Origin of the sequence: Psychrobacillus faecigallinarum (assembly GCF_014836595.1) — a bacterium.
GTDB lineage: Bacteria > Bacillota > Bacilli > Bacillales_A > Planococcaceae > Psychrobacillus > Psychrobacillus faecigallinarum.
Window position 1 is genome coordinate 19722 of the sequence record NZ_JACSQO010000010.1, and the last position, 14918, is coordinate 34639.

Annotated in this window: 18 protein-coding genes; 8 read left to right on the top strand and 10 right to left on the bottom strand. The window is 36.7% G+C overall.

The genetic code is table 11. The features are described 5' to 3' along the window. Nucleotides 1-18: 18 nt before the first annotated feature. Nucleotides 19-606 carry a TetR/AcrR family transcriptional regulator gene (locus tag H9650_RS20810; protein WP_154310229.1) on the bottom strand — a complete coding sequence of 196 codons (588 nt, stop codon included), beginning with the start codon at nucleotides 604-606 and terminating at the stop codon, nucleotides 19-21. Nucleotides 607-740: 134 nt separating this feature from the next. Then, the gene (locus H9650_RS16505; protein ID WP_144538613.1) at nucleotides 741-1301 is read right to left on the bottom strand and encodes a DUF5366 family protein; all 561 of its coding nucleotides are present in this window, start codon (nucleotides 1299-1301) and stop codon (nucleotides 741-743) included. A gap of 300 nt (nucleotides 1302-1601) precedes the next feature. Between H9650_RS16505 and H9650_RS16510 the strand changes: the two genes are divergently transcribed. From H9650_RS16510 to mnhG, 7 genes are read left to right on the top strand one after another with little or no spacing between them, the layout of a single operon-like run. Continuing rightward, entirely contained in the window at nucleotides 1602-4034 is a 2433-nt protein-coding gene (locus H9650_RS16510; RefSeq protein ID WP_154310226.1) for a Na+/H+ antiporter subunit A, read from the top strand. Further along, entirely contained in the window at nucleotides 4021-4443 is a 423-nt protein-coding gene (locus H9650_RS16515) for a Na(+)/H(+) antiporter subunit B (RefSeq protein ID WP_144538615.1), read from the top strand. Before H9650_RS16510 ends, H9650_RS16515 begins: the two co-directional genes overlap by 14 nt. Beyond that, nucleotides 4443-4784, top strand: a complete 342-nt coding sequence (locus tag H9650_RS16520) for a Na(+)/H(+) antiporter subunit C (RefSeq protein WP_144538616.1) — start codon at nucleotides 4443-4445, stop codon at nucleotides 4782-4784. The genes H9650_RS16515 and H9650_RS16520 overlap by 1 nt, the downstream gene beginning before the upstream one ends. A 22-nt stretch (nucleotides 4785-4806) precedes the next feature. Further along, nucleotides 4807-6267, top strand: a complete 1461-nt coding sequence (locus H9650_RS16525; protein WP_404814915.1) for a Na+/H+ antiporter subunit D — start codon at nucleotides 4807-4809, stop codon at nucleotides 6265-6267. 1 nt (nucleotide 6268) lies between these two features. Further along, entirely contained in the window at nucleotides 6269-6748 is a 480-nt protein-coding gene (locus tag H9650_RS16530; RefSeq protein WP_144538618.1) for a Na+/H+ antiporter subunit E, read from the top strand. Next, a complete protein-coding gene (locus H9650_RS16535; protein ID WP_144538619.1) occupies nucleotides 6745-7026 on the top strand; it encodes a Na(+)/H(+) antiporter subunit F1 in 282 nt (93 codons plus the stop codon). The genes H9650_RS16530 and H9650_RS16535 overlap by 4 nt, the downstream gene beginning before the upstream one ends. Beyond that, nucleotides 7010-7381: a monovalent cation/H(+) antiporter subunit G gene (gene mnhG, locus H9650_RS16540; protein ID WP_151113345.1), complete on the top strand. Its 372-nt coding sequence runs from the start codon at nucleotides 7010-7012 to the stop codon at nucleotides 7379-7381. Before H9650_RS16535 ends, mnhG begins: the two co-directional genes overlap by 17 nt. A gap of 599 nt (nucleotides 7382-7980) precedes the next feature. Here the strand turns inward: mnhG and H9650_RS16545 are convergent. Together H9650_RS16545 and H9650_RS16550 are read right to left on the bottom strand one after the other, a co-directional pair. Further along, nucleotides 7981-8229 carry a hypothetical protein gene (locus H9650_RS16545; RefSeq protein WP_144538621.1) on the bottom strand — a complete coding sequence of 83 codons (249 nt, stop codon included), beginning with the start codon at nucleotides 8227-8229 and terminating at the stop codon, nucleotides 7981-7983. Between the two features lie 59 nt (nucleotides 8230-8288). Then, nucleotides 8289-9791: a leucyl aminopeptidase gene (locus H9650_RS16550; protein ID WP_154310223.1), complete on the bottom strand. Its 1503-nt coding sequence runs from the start codon at nucleotides 9789-9791 to the stop codon at nucleotides 8289-8291. 123 nt (nucleotides 9792-9914) lie between these two features. Between H9650_RS16550 and H9650_RS16555 the strand changes: the two genes are divergently transcribed. Next, nucleotides 9915-10391: a divergent PAP2 family protein gene (locus H9650_RS16555; protein WP_144539156.1), complete on the top strand. Its 477-nt coding sequence runs from the start codon at nucleotides 9915-9917 to the stop codon at nucleotides 10389-10391. Between the two features lie 189 nt (nucleotides 10392-10580). On the opposite strand, the gene H9650_RS16560 is transcribed toward H9650_RS16555, so the two are convergent. The 6 genes from H9650_RS16560 to H9650_RS16585 all read right to left on the bottom strand — a co-directional run bounded on the left by H9650_RS16560 (nucleotide 10581) and on the right by H9650_RS16585 (nucleotide 14833). Beyond that, nucleotides 10581-10991 (bottom strand): hypothetical protein, encoded by a 411-nt coding sequence (locus H9650_RS16560; protein ID WP_154310221.1) that lies wholly within the window; start codon nucleotides 10989-10991, stop codon nucleotides 10581-10583. A 164-nt stretch (nucleotides 10992-11155) separates the two neighbouring features. Next, nucleotides 11156-11485 (bottom strand): YuiB family protein, encoded by a 330-nt coding sequence (locus H9650_RS16565; protein ID WP_144538624.1) that lies wholly within the window; start codon nucleotides 11483-11485, stop codon nucleotides 11156-11158. Between the two features lie 78 nt (nucleotides 11486-11563). Beyond that, nucleotides 11564-11701: a YuiA family protein gene (locus H9650_RS16570; protein ID WP_186318169.1), complete on the bottom strand. Its 138-nt coding sequence runs from the start codon at nucleotides 11699-11701 to the stop codon at nucleotides 11564-11566. Nucleotides 11702-11952: 251 nt separating this feature from the next. Continuing rightward, nucleotides 11953-12456, bottom strand: a complete 504-nt coding sequence (locus H9650_RS16575; RefSeq protein WP_404814916.1) for an NUDIX domain-containing protein — start codon at nucleotides 12454-12456, stop codon at nucleotides 11953-11955. A gap of 86 nt (nucleotides 12457-12542) precedes the next feature. After that, nucleotides 12543-13754 carry an NAD(P)/FAD-dependent oxidoreductase gene (locus H9650_RS16580; RefSeq protein WP_144538626.1) on the bottom strand — a complete coding sequence of 404 codons (1212 nt, stop codon included), beginning with the start codon at nucleotides 13752-13754 and terminating at the stop codon, nucleotides 12543-12545. Between the two features lie 716 nt (nucleotides 13755-14470). Beyond that, entirely contained in the window at nucleotides 14471-14833 is a 363-nt protein-coding gene (locus H9650_RS16585) for a HesB/IscA family protein (RefSeq protein WP_151113337.1), read from the bottom strand. Nucleotides 14834-14918: the final 85 nt, after the last annotated feature.

The window sequence follows — 14918 nt, forward strand, 5'->3', positions numbered from 1 at the left end:
TTTGTTGTCCCTGCCTAGTCAGATCATTTTGATAAACTTCAATATTTTCCTGTATAAATGTGCGAGTTCTTCAGGCGTTTCACGTTCGTTTTGAGAGAGCCAATGCTCAACCAGTCCTAAAATGGATGATGAAGCAAACGCCGAAAGATAATCTGTTGGAATAGAAGAATCTATGGAGGATAAATCGGTAGCGTAATAGTTATCTTCAAACTGTTCGATAAAGAAGCTTTTTAAGCGAAGATGAAAGCCCGACGTATTGTTTTTAGATAATAGAACAATAAATTGTTCTTTGTACATTTCAATGTATCTAAATACCTCCATAGAAAAACCAGCGACCTCTAATAGTTGTTCCTTCTCCAGGCTGTCTTTTTTATTAATATTCGCAATATGTACTCGAAGCCCATCAAGAAGCTCAATCTCGACTTTTTCTAATAAATCATATTTATCGAGATAATGTAGATAGAAGGTTCCACGGTTAATGGAAGCATTAACTGTTATGTCTTTAATCGATATTTTCACAAATTCTTTCTCTTTAAGTAACTTGAGAAATACATCTTGAATTTTCTTCTTTGTACGAGAATTCATCTCATCAAAAACGTTTCCCACCTTCCATTCACCCCTCTCATATATTTTCTAGTATTTCTCTAATATACTGCACCCCGAAAGCTAATATTAAGCTTCTACTAGCTAAATGACTGTCTATAGCTTGCACATCTTGTAATCTCCTGTGAGTTAATAGGCTATAGGAAAGGCAGACTCGCGATAATTCCGTTATACAGCTTGATGACTACATATATGACTAAAGCTAAGAATAAGCTCCATACGATAATTTCAAACATGATTAGTCCTAATGTTCCTATCATGGACATAGAGTTGCTTAGTTTGAATACAACATAAATAAAATAAATAAAAGCAGTAGCTAAAAATATAAGAAGAAGAATTTTGATTGATTGGAAGCCTACTGCTGAAATGATAGCACCTGCAAAAAAAATAACATACCCACCGCGCGCTAGTGCCATTGTTTTTCCTTCAAAATCCTTAGAAAAGAATAGCATTCCTAATTCGTGAATAGTTTCTGCAATCAATTTTAACGCAGAAAAGAGCATGAAATAAATAAGGGCAAAAATAATTAGCACAAATAATCTTATCTCAAAATCAGAAAGAAACTCTTTCATCCCGCTATACACGCCAATGACTTTAAACAGATCGATTGCTTTAAACATTGTATACGTGGAAAAGCTCAAGCTAAATAAAATAATGGTTATCAATGGCAAAAAGCCAAATACATAAGGGTTTTTCATGATCGTTCCTCTAATCTTGATAAATTTGATTCTATAGTTCATATCGGAGTAAATTGGCCTTTTACAAGAGTCTATCATATAGATTTAACTTTTAACGCTAGTTACTAATAATTGATTTATAAATCTTGGCATAAATAAGCCTAACTTTTACTTTTTGGAGGACAAATTTAAGCACCCCTTTATTTGATTAAAAATGCATTTACTTATATATAGGAAGGAAGTGATAAGCCATGCAAACACATATTATTTGGGGTATAATTTTATTATATACTTAAATATATTGTCGGAAGGAGGATCCCTATGTCCATGGTTTTTGCAATATTCTTGCCTATTATTTTAGCTGTTTTTATACCTTTTTTGTATAAAAGAGCAAAAAGTATCCATACTGGATGGTTTGTCTTGATTGCCCCTGTTCTTTTGGTAATCTTTTATGCAATGTATATCCCATCGGTAATGGATGGAGAAACTTTTATTAACGAAATGCCTTGGATTCCATCACTTGATATTTCACTCGTCTCGTACATAGATGGCCTTAGCTTACTTTTTTCGTTATTAATAACCGGGATAGGATCTCTAGTCGTTCTTTACTCTATCTTCTATTTAGATAAGGATAAAGAAAAGCTAGGTAACTTTTACGTATACTTATTAATTTTTATGACTGCCATGTTGGGAGTTGTACAATCTGACCACTTAATCGGACTGTATTTCTTTTGGGAGTTAACTTCCATTTCATCATTCTTGCTCATTGGCTACTGGTATACGCGAGATCGTTCGCGTTTTGGTGCATTGAAGTCAATGATGATTACCGTCTTTGGTGGCTTAATGATGCTTGGTGGATTCTTATTATTAGGAATTATGGGGGAAAGCTTCTCCATTCGTGAGTTAATCGCACAAGCATCCTCTATTGCAGAGCACGACCTGTTCATATGGGCGTTAGTATTGGTACTTCTAGGGGCCTTTACAAAATCTGCTCAGTTTCCCTTCTACATTTGGCTACCCGATGCGATGGAAGCTCCAACACCTGTTAGCGCATATTTACATTCAGCAACTATGGTTAAAGCAGGACTATATTTAGTCGCAAGATTTACACCAATCTTTGCATTATCCGAGGTCTGGGTGTGGCTAGTAACAGGAGTCGGTATTCTCACTTTGTTCTGGGGATCTTTCTTCGCAGTAAAACAAACAGATTTGAAAGCAATTTTAGCCTTTTCAACGGTCAGCCAGCTTGGTTTGATCATGTCACTGCTTGGAATTGGTTCTATCGCCTATCATGTTACAGGCGATTTAGTGTCAACATACACAATTGCAACTTTTGCGGCAATATTCCATCTCCTAAACCATGCAACCTTTAAAGGTAGTTTGTTTATGATTGCTGGGATAGTTGATCATGAAACTGGTACACGAGATATCCGCAAGCTCGGTGGGTTAATGAGTTTAATGCCTATTAGCTTTACAATCGCAATGATCGGCAGTTTATCGATGGCTGGCGTACCGCTATTCAATGGCTTTTTGAGCAAAGAAATGTTTTTAGAAGCCACACTTTCCTTACAGCATTTTAACCTCTATGCAATGGATACTTGGTGGATTTTAATACCAGTAGTTGCATGGATTGCAAGCGTATTTACATTTGTATATAGCTTGTACTTTGTCTTACATACATTCCGAGGAAAGCACAAACCCGAGCTGCTTCCTAAAAAAGCACATGAAGCTCCAATTGGAATGCTCGTTTCACCAGGTATATTAGCAACATTAGTCATAGTTATTTTCTTTATACCAAATGTTTTTGGTAGTACTTTTATAAAGCCGGCAGTAGTTGCTATTCATCCAGGAGCCTATGCACTTCCTTCTGAGATAGGAGTCAAGATAAAAGCATGGCATGGATTTGATTCGCCCGCTCTATATATGACGTTAGGAATTTTCCTAGTCGGCTATCTTCTATATAAAACATTGCCAAAATGGAGTGTAGGTTATGAGAAGATGCCAGCTAAAGTTTCATTGAACGGTATTTATGATTGGTTAATGATGCTTTCAGAAGGTGGAGCTAATAGCGTTTCTTCTCTTTACATGAAGGGTTCTATTCGTTCTTACTTAATCTACATGTTCTCAGCTATTATCTTCCTGCTTGCTAGCACCATGTGGGTTAAGGATGCCTTTGTAATAGACTTTGATAATTTAGCACCTATCAAGTTCTTTGAAATACTTTTATCACTCATTGTTATTATTGGGACGATTACGATCCTAGTTACAAAATCCCGCCTTACAGCAATCATTGCTTTAGGAGCTGTAGGATATACTGTGGCTTTGTTCTACATCATTTTTAAAGCGCCTGATCTAGCTTTAACTCAGTTAGTAATAGAAACAGTTTCGGTTGCTCTATTCCTTGGAGCTTTTTATCACCTGCCAAAACTAAATAAGCACGAAAAAGGCAAGGAAGACCGTAAATTCCGTTTAACTAACTTTATCATTGCACTAGGTGTTGGAGTGATGGTTACATTAATAGCTATTTCCTCCCACTCTCAAAAATTAGTAACATCTATCTCTCAATACTATAAAGATACTGTATACACAGAAGCTGGCGGTGGAAATATTGTAAACGTTATCTTAGTTGATTATCGTGGATTTGATACTTTATTTGAAATCAGTGTACTAACTATTGCTTCTCTAGGCATCATAGGAATGATCACACTACGACTTGCTAAAAAGAAAGGAGATAGAAAAGTTGAAAACAAATGATTTAATTATTCAAACGACAACGAAAGTAGTCTTTTTCATCATCTTTCTATTCTCCATTCATATTTTTTTCGCAGGTCATTATACACCAGGAGGAGGATTTGTTGGTGGCCTATTAATGTCAAGTGCAATCGTCCTTCTTTTACTTGCATTCGATTTAAAAACAGTACAAGATATGCTACCTATAAACTATACGGTTGTAACAGCAATCGGGCTTATAATATCTTTAGCAACTGCAGCCGGGTCTATCTTTTTTAATGTTCCTTTCTTTACCCACGTATATGATTATTTCAATCTTCCCTTGTTAGGGAAAACGTCTATCCATACTGCAATGTTTTTTGATACCGGCGTATATCTTGTTGTAGTGGGAGTAACAATGACAATTATTCAAATGATAGGAGGAGATGAATAATGGAAATTATGATGTCCATTTTAATCGGCTTTCTATTTATGGCTGCAGTCTATTTAATCCTCTCTCGCAGCTTGCTTAGGATTATTATTGGAACGGGCTTACTGAGTCATGGGACACATTTGCTCCTACTAACCATGGGTGGACTTGGGGGAAAATCTGCTCCCGTATTAGCTGACGGAGTGACAGATTATGTCGATCCACTACCACAGGCTCTAATTTTAACCGCCATCGTTATTAGCTTTGGCGTAACGGCATTTTCACTTGTACTTGCCTATCGTACCTATAAAGAAGTCGGTACAGATAATATGGAACTTATGAAAGGAACTGAAGACAATGATTAACTTATTATTATTCCCAGTCCTCATCCCTTTCTTATTCGCTGCGGTTCTTTTATTATTTCCCAAGAAATTAAAAGCACAGCGAATAGTTACTATTATTGGATTGTTGTTAGCACTAGCATCTGCCTTTACATTGCTGTACAAAGTAAAGATAGATGGTGTACAAACCCTTACACTCGGGAGCTGGGCACCTCCATTTGGAATCACAATGGTTTCAGATATGTTCTCAGCGTTACTAGTAACTTCATCTCTAATCATTGCTCTATTTGTTATATGGTATAGCTTTTCTTACATGGATGAAGCTAGAGAAAAATCATTTTACTATCCAGCTATTCTATTTATGTTAACAGGAGTCAATGGTGCTTTTACAACGGGAGATATATTTAACTTATTTGTATTTTTTGAAGTATTATTAATGTCTTCCTATGTATTGATTGTTTTAGGTGGAGAAAGAATACAATTAAAAGAATCTATTAAATACATAATAGTCAATATTGTCTCTTCATCCCTATTTGTAATTACAGTAGGATACTTGTATTCAGTAGTTGGAACATTAAATATGGCCGATATCTCAGTTAAATTGGCCGAGCTTGGTGAGGTAGGAATTGTAACTGTAATTGCTGTGTTGTTTTTAATTGTTTTTGGTATTAAGGGTGGTATTTTTCCTCTCTTCTTCTGGTTACCAGGTTCTTATGCAGCACCCCCAGTTCCAATACTAGCCCTGTTCGGTGCACTTCTCACTAAAGTTGGAGTGTATGCGATTATGCGGACATACACGTTATTCTTTACGACAGATGTAGGTTTCACGCATGAGTTGCTTATGATTCTCGCGATAATTACCATCGTCGTTGGGTGTATTGGCGCGTTGGCTTACTTTGATTTAAAACAAATTATTATTTATAACATCGTCATTGCAGTAGGAGTTATATTGTTCGGTGCTTCTGTAATGAATGAAAATGGAATGATGGGTTCTGTATTTTATTTGATTCATGATATTTTGATAAAGGGAGCATTGTTCTTACTTATCGGTATTGTCATTAAAATTACAGGCACCTCCGATTTACGTAAAATGGGAGGTCTGATGAAAAAGTATCCTGTTTTAGCCTGGAGTTATTTGATTGCAGCATTTGGATTAGCTGGTATTCCACCCTTAAGTGGCTTCATCGGTAAAATGCTAATCGTACAAGGGGGCTTTGAAGGTGAATTACTCTGGCAGAGTGTTTTTATATTAGCTTCGAGTCTAATTGTCCTACTTTCGGCAATTCGAATTTTCATCTATGCTTTCTGGGGTGAGCCAAAAGGTGAATCTACTCTTTTAGGACCTAAATCATATCGACGACTGTTAACACCTACTATCGTTTTGGTAGCCATAACAGTATTCTATGGTGTTGGAGCAGAATTCTTAGTCCCATTTATGACGGATGCTTCTGATTTGTTGCTAGATCCTTCTATTTACGTCGATGCTGTATTTGAAGGGGTGAAATAATATGGCGTTTCAAATTTTGTTAAATGTTTTCATTGCCCTGACCTGGATGTTTTTATCGGTATCCTTTAAGCCTACTACCTTCATCGTGGGATATCTGCTAGGCTTACTAATGCTTTTCATACTAAGAAAATCCTTTAAATCACGGTTTTATATGGATCGAGTATGGGCGGTTATAAAATTGGCTGTCTTATTTTTAAAGGAGCTAATACTTTCTAACTTCTCGGTATTAAAGTTAATCGTAAAGCCTGAAATGCCCATCCGTCCTGCCATATTTGCCTTGGAAACGGTTTTAACCGAGGACTGGGAAATAACGTTGTTATCCAGCCTTATAACTTTAACACCTGGTACGGTAGTTATTGATGTTTCGGATGACAATAAAACGTTATATATTCATTCTATTGAGTTTAGTAATATTGACGAAGCGGTTAACTCCATACGCGATACTTTTGAGAAAGCAATTTTGGAGGTGAGTAGATCATGATAACTTTTTTATGGGTGATTGTCGTGTTAATAAGCGCCGCTTTACTAGGCTTCTTATACCGACTTGTAAAGGGTCCGACTACTCCCGATCGCGTAATAGCCTTAGATGCAATTGGAGTGGGTCTAATCTCTTTAATTGGTCTAATATCAATTCTGTTTGACACTCCATTCTTCTTAGAGGTCATTCTATTGTTAGCTGTTCTTTCCTTTATAGGAACAGTAGCGTTTTCTAAATTCACGGAGAAGGGAGAAATCATTCAACGTGACCGTAATAGCTAATATATTTATCGTAGGTACTATTTCCTTTGGAACTATTTTTATCTTGGTTACTGCAATTGGCTTGTTCCGACTACCAGACGTCTATACAAGAGCACATGCAGCTTCCAAGAGTGCTACACTTGGGGTTATGAGCATTTTAATAGGTGTGTTTCTTCACTTTTGGTTAATCGAGGGGACGTTTAATTCTCGTATTTTGCTTGGCATTCTGTTTCTTTTCATCACTGGACCTGTAGGTGGACACATGATGGGAAGAGCTGCCTATTACTCTGGTGTGGAATGCTGCGACCTCACAGTTCGAGATGATTTAGAAGAGGTAGTGGAAGAAAAAAGAAAGAACATGAAAATCAAAGTTTGATGCTAATTTACTTTAGTGTGTAGGCAGAGTGTTTTATCACTTTGTCTACACTTTTTTATTGGAAAAACTAATATCAAATGTCATTCGTACTTAAAATAACTGACACATTAGACAGGATTGCGTTTTTCAAAAGTAAATGGTTAGTTTTCTTCACTTACAATGAAAGGAATGAAGTACGATTAGGTCAAATAAAAAATTAGGTAAACATCTCAATATAAAAATTAATAATCGCAAAGTGAAAATTCTAAATTACAAAAGAAGCAGTCATTTTGACGAATATAAAAATCAAGAGATATTTACCATTTAATTAATAACGAAAATTTATAATGAAGTGCTAGATAACAAAGCTGTAAAAATAGAACTCAATGAAAAAGAAATTATAAATGCTGAATGGATATTATGTTTTAGACAGCCAAATATATATAGATTTACTTATAAGATAATTAATACAATATCGGTGAATAAATCAAACGGGGAATGCCAAAAAAATTGCATTCGATATTCTTCAGAAGGAAAATCAATATCAAAATTTAACAGAACCAAATTTAAAAAAAGCTATTACCTTCCCTGATATATCAAGGAATGGCAATAGCTCTTTTTTAGTAGTACGGGTAATACGGTGTAAAATTGTTGTAGTAAGGATACGGTTGGTATGGATATGGCTGATAAGGATAAGGTTGTCTGGCACCAAAGCCAACAATGGAAGAACCTAAAAGACCTCCTACAAAGCCTCCTAATAATGGCGCTCCAAAACCACCGAAACCTCCACCAAATCCACCATAGCCTCCATAGCCTCCTGGGCCACCCGGACCTCTACCTCCATAACCACCGCGTTGATATCTAGGCATAATGTTCCTCCTTTCAACACAGTGTATGCTATATGGGATAAGTGTCCTGTGCGTATACCCTACTCTTCTTCAGCCATTCTTTCGATAAGAGTAGCCAATGTTCGTACCATTACACCGGTACCACCTTTTGGTCCAAAATCATAGGCAGATTTAGAGTCAGATGTTCCAGCTATGTCTAAGTGAATCCATGGTGTTTCCTCCACGAACTCTCCAACAAAACCGCCTCCAAATATCATATGACCATCTCCTCCAGGAGAATTATTCAAGTCAGCCACATCACTCTTGCGGATACGTTTTTTATCGTTTTCTGTTAAAGGCAATCTCCATACAAACTCGCCAGTTTCTAAAGAGGATTCCATAAAGGTTTCAAAAAACTCCTCGTCATTTGTAAGTGCACCTGTCTTGTCATATCCAAGAGCTGTAATAACGCCACCTGTTAAAGTAGCAACGTCTACGATATAGTTAGCTCCTTGTTGTTTTGCATAAGTAACCGCATCTGCTAGAACAAGACGGCCTTCTGCATCCGTGTTTAAAATTTCAATTGTTTTTCCACTCATCGAAGTGATGACGTCATCAGGCTTGAAGGCATTACCAGAAATCATATTGTCTGTGGAAGGTATAACTGCAATAACATTTTTATTTGGACGAAGCTCTCCAATAATTTGCATTGCGCCTAATACTGCTGCAGCACCTCCCATATCGCCCTTCATCCCAACGATACCTGCCTTCGTTTTGAGAGAGTAACCACCTGTATCAAAAGTAATTCCTTTACCAACAAGTGCCACTACATCATCCCAGTTTTCTGTTGCCTGATATTTCAAAGCGATTAATCGCGGTTCTTCAACAGATCCTTGATTTACTGCAAGTAATGCTCCCATCCCAAGTTCTTCTATTTCTTTCTTACCTAAAATTTCTGTTTCAAAGCCATATGTTTCTCCAAGCTCTCTTGCATACTCACCTAGCTGTGTAGAAGTTAATACGTTTCCTGGTGTGTTTACTAAAATTCTTGCTTCATTTACTGCATCTGCATAAATACTTCCTACCTCAAAATAAGTAGCAGCTTCGTCCGGATCAGTGTCAGTTAATAGCTCGATGGCAGGTAAATAGTAATCAGGGACATTAGAGGATGTTTTGTAGCCTTCATAAACGAATGCACCCATTCCAATTCCTTCGGCTGCTAAATACGCTACATCGGCTTCTGTAGCTGTTTCTGATGTAAATGATGGTATCCAAACTGCTAAAGACTCTGGCTTACTCGAAAGAAGTTCTTTGCCTACTAAGCCAAATGCCTCACGAATGTTCTCTTGAGTTAACTTTTTGCGGTCACCAAGCCCGACAAAAAGAATTCTTTTTACAGTTTCCTGATTAGCAACTGGTACTTTTACTAGTTTTTTTAAATCTGATGAAATGTCTCCGCTTTTTACCCATTCTAGGATGTGGTCTCCAAAAGCATTTAACAATGCATCCCACTTCTCTGTGTTTTCAGGATGCTTTGGAATGCCCACCACTAGTGTTTCTGATTGCACTTCTTCGAATAATACTTCATTAGTATTTATAATCATTATTTTTCCCCCTAGATAATTTGGATACATTATCATTATATAGCAACAAGTTTGATTTTTCGAATAGTAGTAATATGTTATACTAGTACTAACTAAAGTTTTCCTTGAAAGGCTGTGTCTACTCTGACAATCCTCCAAAATACTCCATTACTAGCTGCTCTATTTTCTATTTTCTTTGCTCAGTTCGTGAAAATACCTATTCATTTTTTGGTCACCAAAAAGGTTGATTGGAAGTTATTTACTTCTACTGGTGGAATGCCTAGTTCCCACTCTGCGGCTGTAACTTCTCTTTGCACAGCTATTGCTTTTGAGACAGGTTTAGACTCACCTCTCTTTGCAGTTGCTACTGTATTTGCAGTTATAGTGATGTTCGATGCAACTGGTGTCAGATTCCAGGCTGGCCAGCAAGCCATTATTATCAATCAAATGCGTGTAGATTTTCAGGCATTTGTGGATCAGACAAAAGGTTGGGGACAAAAGAAAAGTGAAGAAAAGCTAGAAGAATTAAAAACGTTGCTTGGTCATAAACCAATAGAGGTATTTATGGGTGCCCTAACTGGGATTATGATATCTATCATTATTTACACCGTGATTTTATAGCTTTTTACAAGTTAAGAGTTAAATCAAATGTAGTTTATATATACATTCCTCTTGCCCACAACTACTGTGCATTATTCTCTAAATAACAGGTACTGTTAAACTTGTTTAGTATTTTATTATCTCTAGAAGCGTATTCGCCTTAAATCGAATGCGCTTCTTGTTTTTTCCTAATTGGACTCTATTTGTTGTTTATCCTTCAACTAATTGATAATAGTATTTTAATTCATCATTGTACTTAGTAATAAGTACATCATTACGTTCTTTAGCTTTAAATATTTCAGTACCAATGGGCAGAATATTTGCTGTAGAATCTTTAAAATCCATTGGATTAGAAATGTTATACTCAATTTTCCCTACTAAATCACCTTCTGTTAAGACAAGTTCGTTAACCCACTCAATATTCGTACTATAGATTATACTATCCCACTGAAAAATATCAGCTTTTGAATCAATTTCCAGAATTTCTTGTGCAGTAGGATTACCAATGGTTACTTCTGTTGTAGTGTTTTGGTCTATTGAACTGTTGCTTGATTCATCCGAGCATCCCCATAACAATAGATTCCCTAGCATCATTACTGTTATAATCACATACTTTTTCAATACCACCCCTCCTTTTCTAATACATTAGTCGATTGATACTTAATATTCGTTTCTTTTTCCCATACCTTTCTATACAGTTACCGTGAGGCTAAGTATGTACTTCGGAATTATGCATATGCTTTTTCTTACCAATAAAAAAAAGATGGCTATAAGGCCATCCCTTTTTAGAACATTTGATATCCACTTTTCCGAAGCATTTTAATAACGATCCCCGCAATAATTGCTCCTACAAAACCACTTGTTAAAATTACGATATCTGCCATATGCAAAGAAACAAACTTATCTCCAAGAGCAGAGAATGAAGAACCCGGGTTAGTGAAATAATCAAAGAACCCTACCTCATCAATGATAAATACCACAATTAGTGGATATAAAATAGCCACAAACCAGGACATTCTTAGTAACATATTTAATAAGAAGGCGATTCCAAAAAACATAACTAGAAAAATTAGTACTGAAAGAATCATCTGTGTAATTGTAAAATTCATAATCATATACCTCCGTAGTATCTCTAAATAGTTTACCTTAACGGAGGCATGGATTCAATGTACTTGTTTCTTTTCACATTTTTGTCAAATAATCTTCTTATTACTTTTTCCAGAGCCATTACAGCAGCCACACGTTTCTGATCCACCAAGTCTAAGTTGGAAATATCCTTCACCTTTACAATAAGGACAAGACTTTGCAGTTTCTGTTTTAAATTTAATCATATAATACGCCTCCTTGAATATTTATTTTAATATTCAGATAATATATCACGGATTAATATATTTGTAAATAAAAAACAAAATATATTTGATACGTGTTTTAAAAGTGCTTAAGTATAGAAAAATAGACTGTCTTATGAAAAATGCTTTGTTTCATAAGACTTTTTATCGAAGTTCTATAAGCTAACCACTATTAGTAGAGCTAGTCACAGTTGAATTTTTAATGACATGAATTTAGTCTATTTATGTTCGGATTATTTTATGAATAATTTATAGCTAGTATACCCAAATATGTCTCCAGGATTTATCCCTTCGATAGTTGGAAAGCCAATTTCTAAAGACGCAGCTGCTAATTCATGCAGCATTACAGAAGCGTTCTCATCTTCCAGTAAATCACTTGGAAGTATCCATTTGGCCTCATATAGCTCAGAAAGCTGCACTTGAATAATCGGTTCCTCTTCAATTGGTTTAAGAAGAAAAATGGCCATATTATCACTGATTTTTCCCTGTAAGACCCCACTTCTAAAACCGATCATATTTTTAACTGTACAATCTACCGCAGTTTCTTCCTTAACTTCACGTACGGCAGCCTGTTCAATTGTTTCATCACCATTTACAAAGCCTGCAGGTAAAGACCATCTTCCTTCTAAGCCACCATATCGTTTTTTAACAACTAGCCATTCACCCTTGTTGTTTAAAACTAATCCTGCAGCTCCCAACCAGACATTTCCTCGTTTATCCTTCGACAAATAATCCATCTCCTTTAACAAAAACATACTTACCTTTTATACTTTAAAAAAGCTCCCACTGAGAGTTACAGTGGGAGCCATTTATTGTTTTTCTTTTATAATTTAAATTTACCTTTTTTAAGCACTAATGGAACTCCACCGATCATGAAAAGAGCACGGTTATCAATAACCTTTTTCATGATGGATGCTTTAGTACCAGTAAGTTTTCTACCCATTACATCTCCAATTGCATCATGCTCACCAAGAGAACAAACTGTTCCTTTTAGTTCAGGAACAAATTCCTTTGTATTTTCGCCTTTCATTAGGGCTACGATATTTTTAGCAACTGTTACAGCTTGTTGCATAGCAATTTGAGCAGTAGGTGGGTATGGACGATTTGTTTCTTCATTAATCATTAGAGCACAATCACCAACGATGAATACGTCTGGGAATCCAGGTGCACGCATATCTTTTTCAACTTTAACGCGAGCACGCATATTTTCGATACCAGAAGTTTCGATTAAGCGGTTTCCACGAACTCCAGCAGCCCATACTACAGTACCAGCTTTGATGAATTCAAATTCTTCTTCGCCTTTTTTAATTTTAACGCCTTCAGGAGTAGCTTCTACTACTGGTGTACCTATAGAGAACTCGATTCCTTTTGCTTCTAATTGACGAACAGCATATTCAACTAGCTCAGGATCAAAACCAGGTAATACCATAGGAGCAGCTTCTACGCAGACAACGCGTACTTTTTCTTTTGGTACATCGTATTCTTCACAAAGCTCAGGAATACGATTACCTAATTCACCTAAAAATTCAATACCAGAGAAGCCAGCTCCTCCTACTACAATAGTTAAACGAGCATCGTCTCTGTTTTCTTCTGTAGACCATGTAGCAAATTGGTATTCGATATGATCACGGATTTGACGAGCAGCATTTACATTTGCAATTGATAGTGCATATTTATCTAAACCAGTGATTCCAAATGTTTCACCTTCAAAGCCTAAACCGATTACTAAATAATCATATGTGTATTCTCCAGCACTTGTTGCTACCTTCTTAGTATTAACATCAATGCCTTCGACAGTTGCTTTTACAAATTGTACCTTGCTTTTATTTATAACACCTTGAATATCATAACGCACTTGGTCTGGACGTAAAGTTCCAGCTGAAGCCTCATGTAACCAAGTAGACTCGTAGTGATAGTCATTTTTATTTACTAAAATAATATCTGCTTCATCGGTACCTACTAATTTTTGAAGGTTCACTACAGTAGATAATCCACCATAACCTGCACCTAATACTAGAATTGTTGGTCTTTTCACGAAGATCGCAACCACCTTTTTATATTTTTTATGAATCTAATGATACGAATAATTCACAATTAGAAATGGACTTTGTCATTTTTCCGACAAATTTTTCACTACATCCTATTTTAGACCTTTTAGAATAGGATTTCAACACTATTTAACAACATTGCAAACGTGGGAATATACAGACAATTAGCCCATGAGAAAAGCGCAAGCGCCTAGATCTGTCCCGACAAGCAAATGGGGGAAAGCGAGGAGGCAGTTCTTCAGCCACCGCAGCTTTTTCCCATTTGACCTCGAGGGGCAAGGCGCTGGAGCTAGACAACAAGAAAAGCGCAAGCGCCTAGATCTGCTCCGACAAGCAAATGGGGGAAAGCGAGGAGGCAGTTCTTCAGCCACCGCAGCTTTTTCCCATTTAACCTCGAGGGGCAAGGCGCTGGAGCTAGACAACAAGAAAAGCGCAAGCGCCTAGATCTGCTCCGGCAAGCAAATGGGGGAAAGCGAGGAGGCAGTCCTTCAGCCACCGCAGCTTTTTCCCATTTGACCTCGAGGGGCAAGGTGCTGGAGCTAGACAACAAGAAAAGCGCAAGCGCCTAGAGATCTGTCCCGACAAGCAAATGGGGGAAAGCGAGAGCAACCAGTTAGATCCTCTTTGACTTCCATACGTAATTTACTTTCTTATCCTTTAAAAAAGAACATTTTCTTAAGTAAGAAAATGTTCTTTCGAATATTTAGCAGCTTTCCGGTGTGCCTTCTTTTTTAGCAGTTCTAAATGATGAACCACAGCCACAGGATGCAATTGCATTAGGGTTATCGATGGTAAAGCCTCCACCCATCAACGATTCTTTGTAATCGATGACTGTACCTTGGAGAATAGAAGCATCTTCACTAGATATAATTATTTCTAAATCATGCTGATGTAAAACTATATCGTCTTCATTTTTCTCTTTTTCAAATCCCATACCGTAAGAAAGACCGCTACATCCGCCACCGTTAACAGATACACGGAGAAGTGAACCTTCTTCCTCGTTGTGAACCATCATCTCTTTGACGCGGTAAGCTGCCGCTTCAGACAAATTAACTACTTCTGTCATCTGAATCACATTCCTTCCTTATTTATATAATATCAATTTAATCACAATCTATACAAGGAAAACTACTTAAGTTACCTCGCTTTCG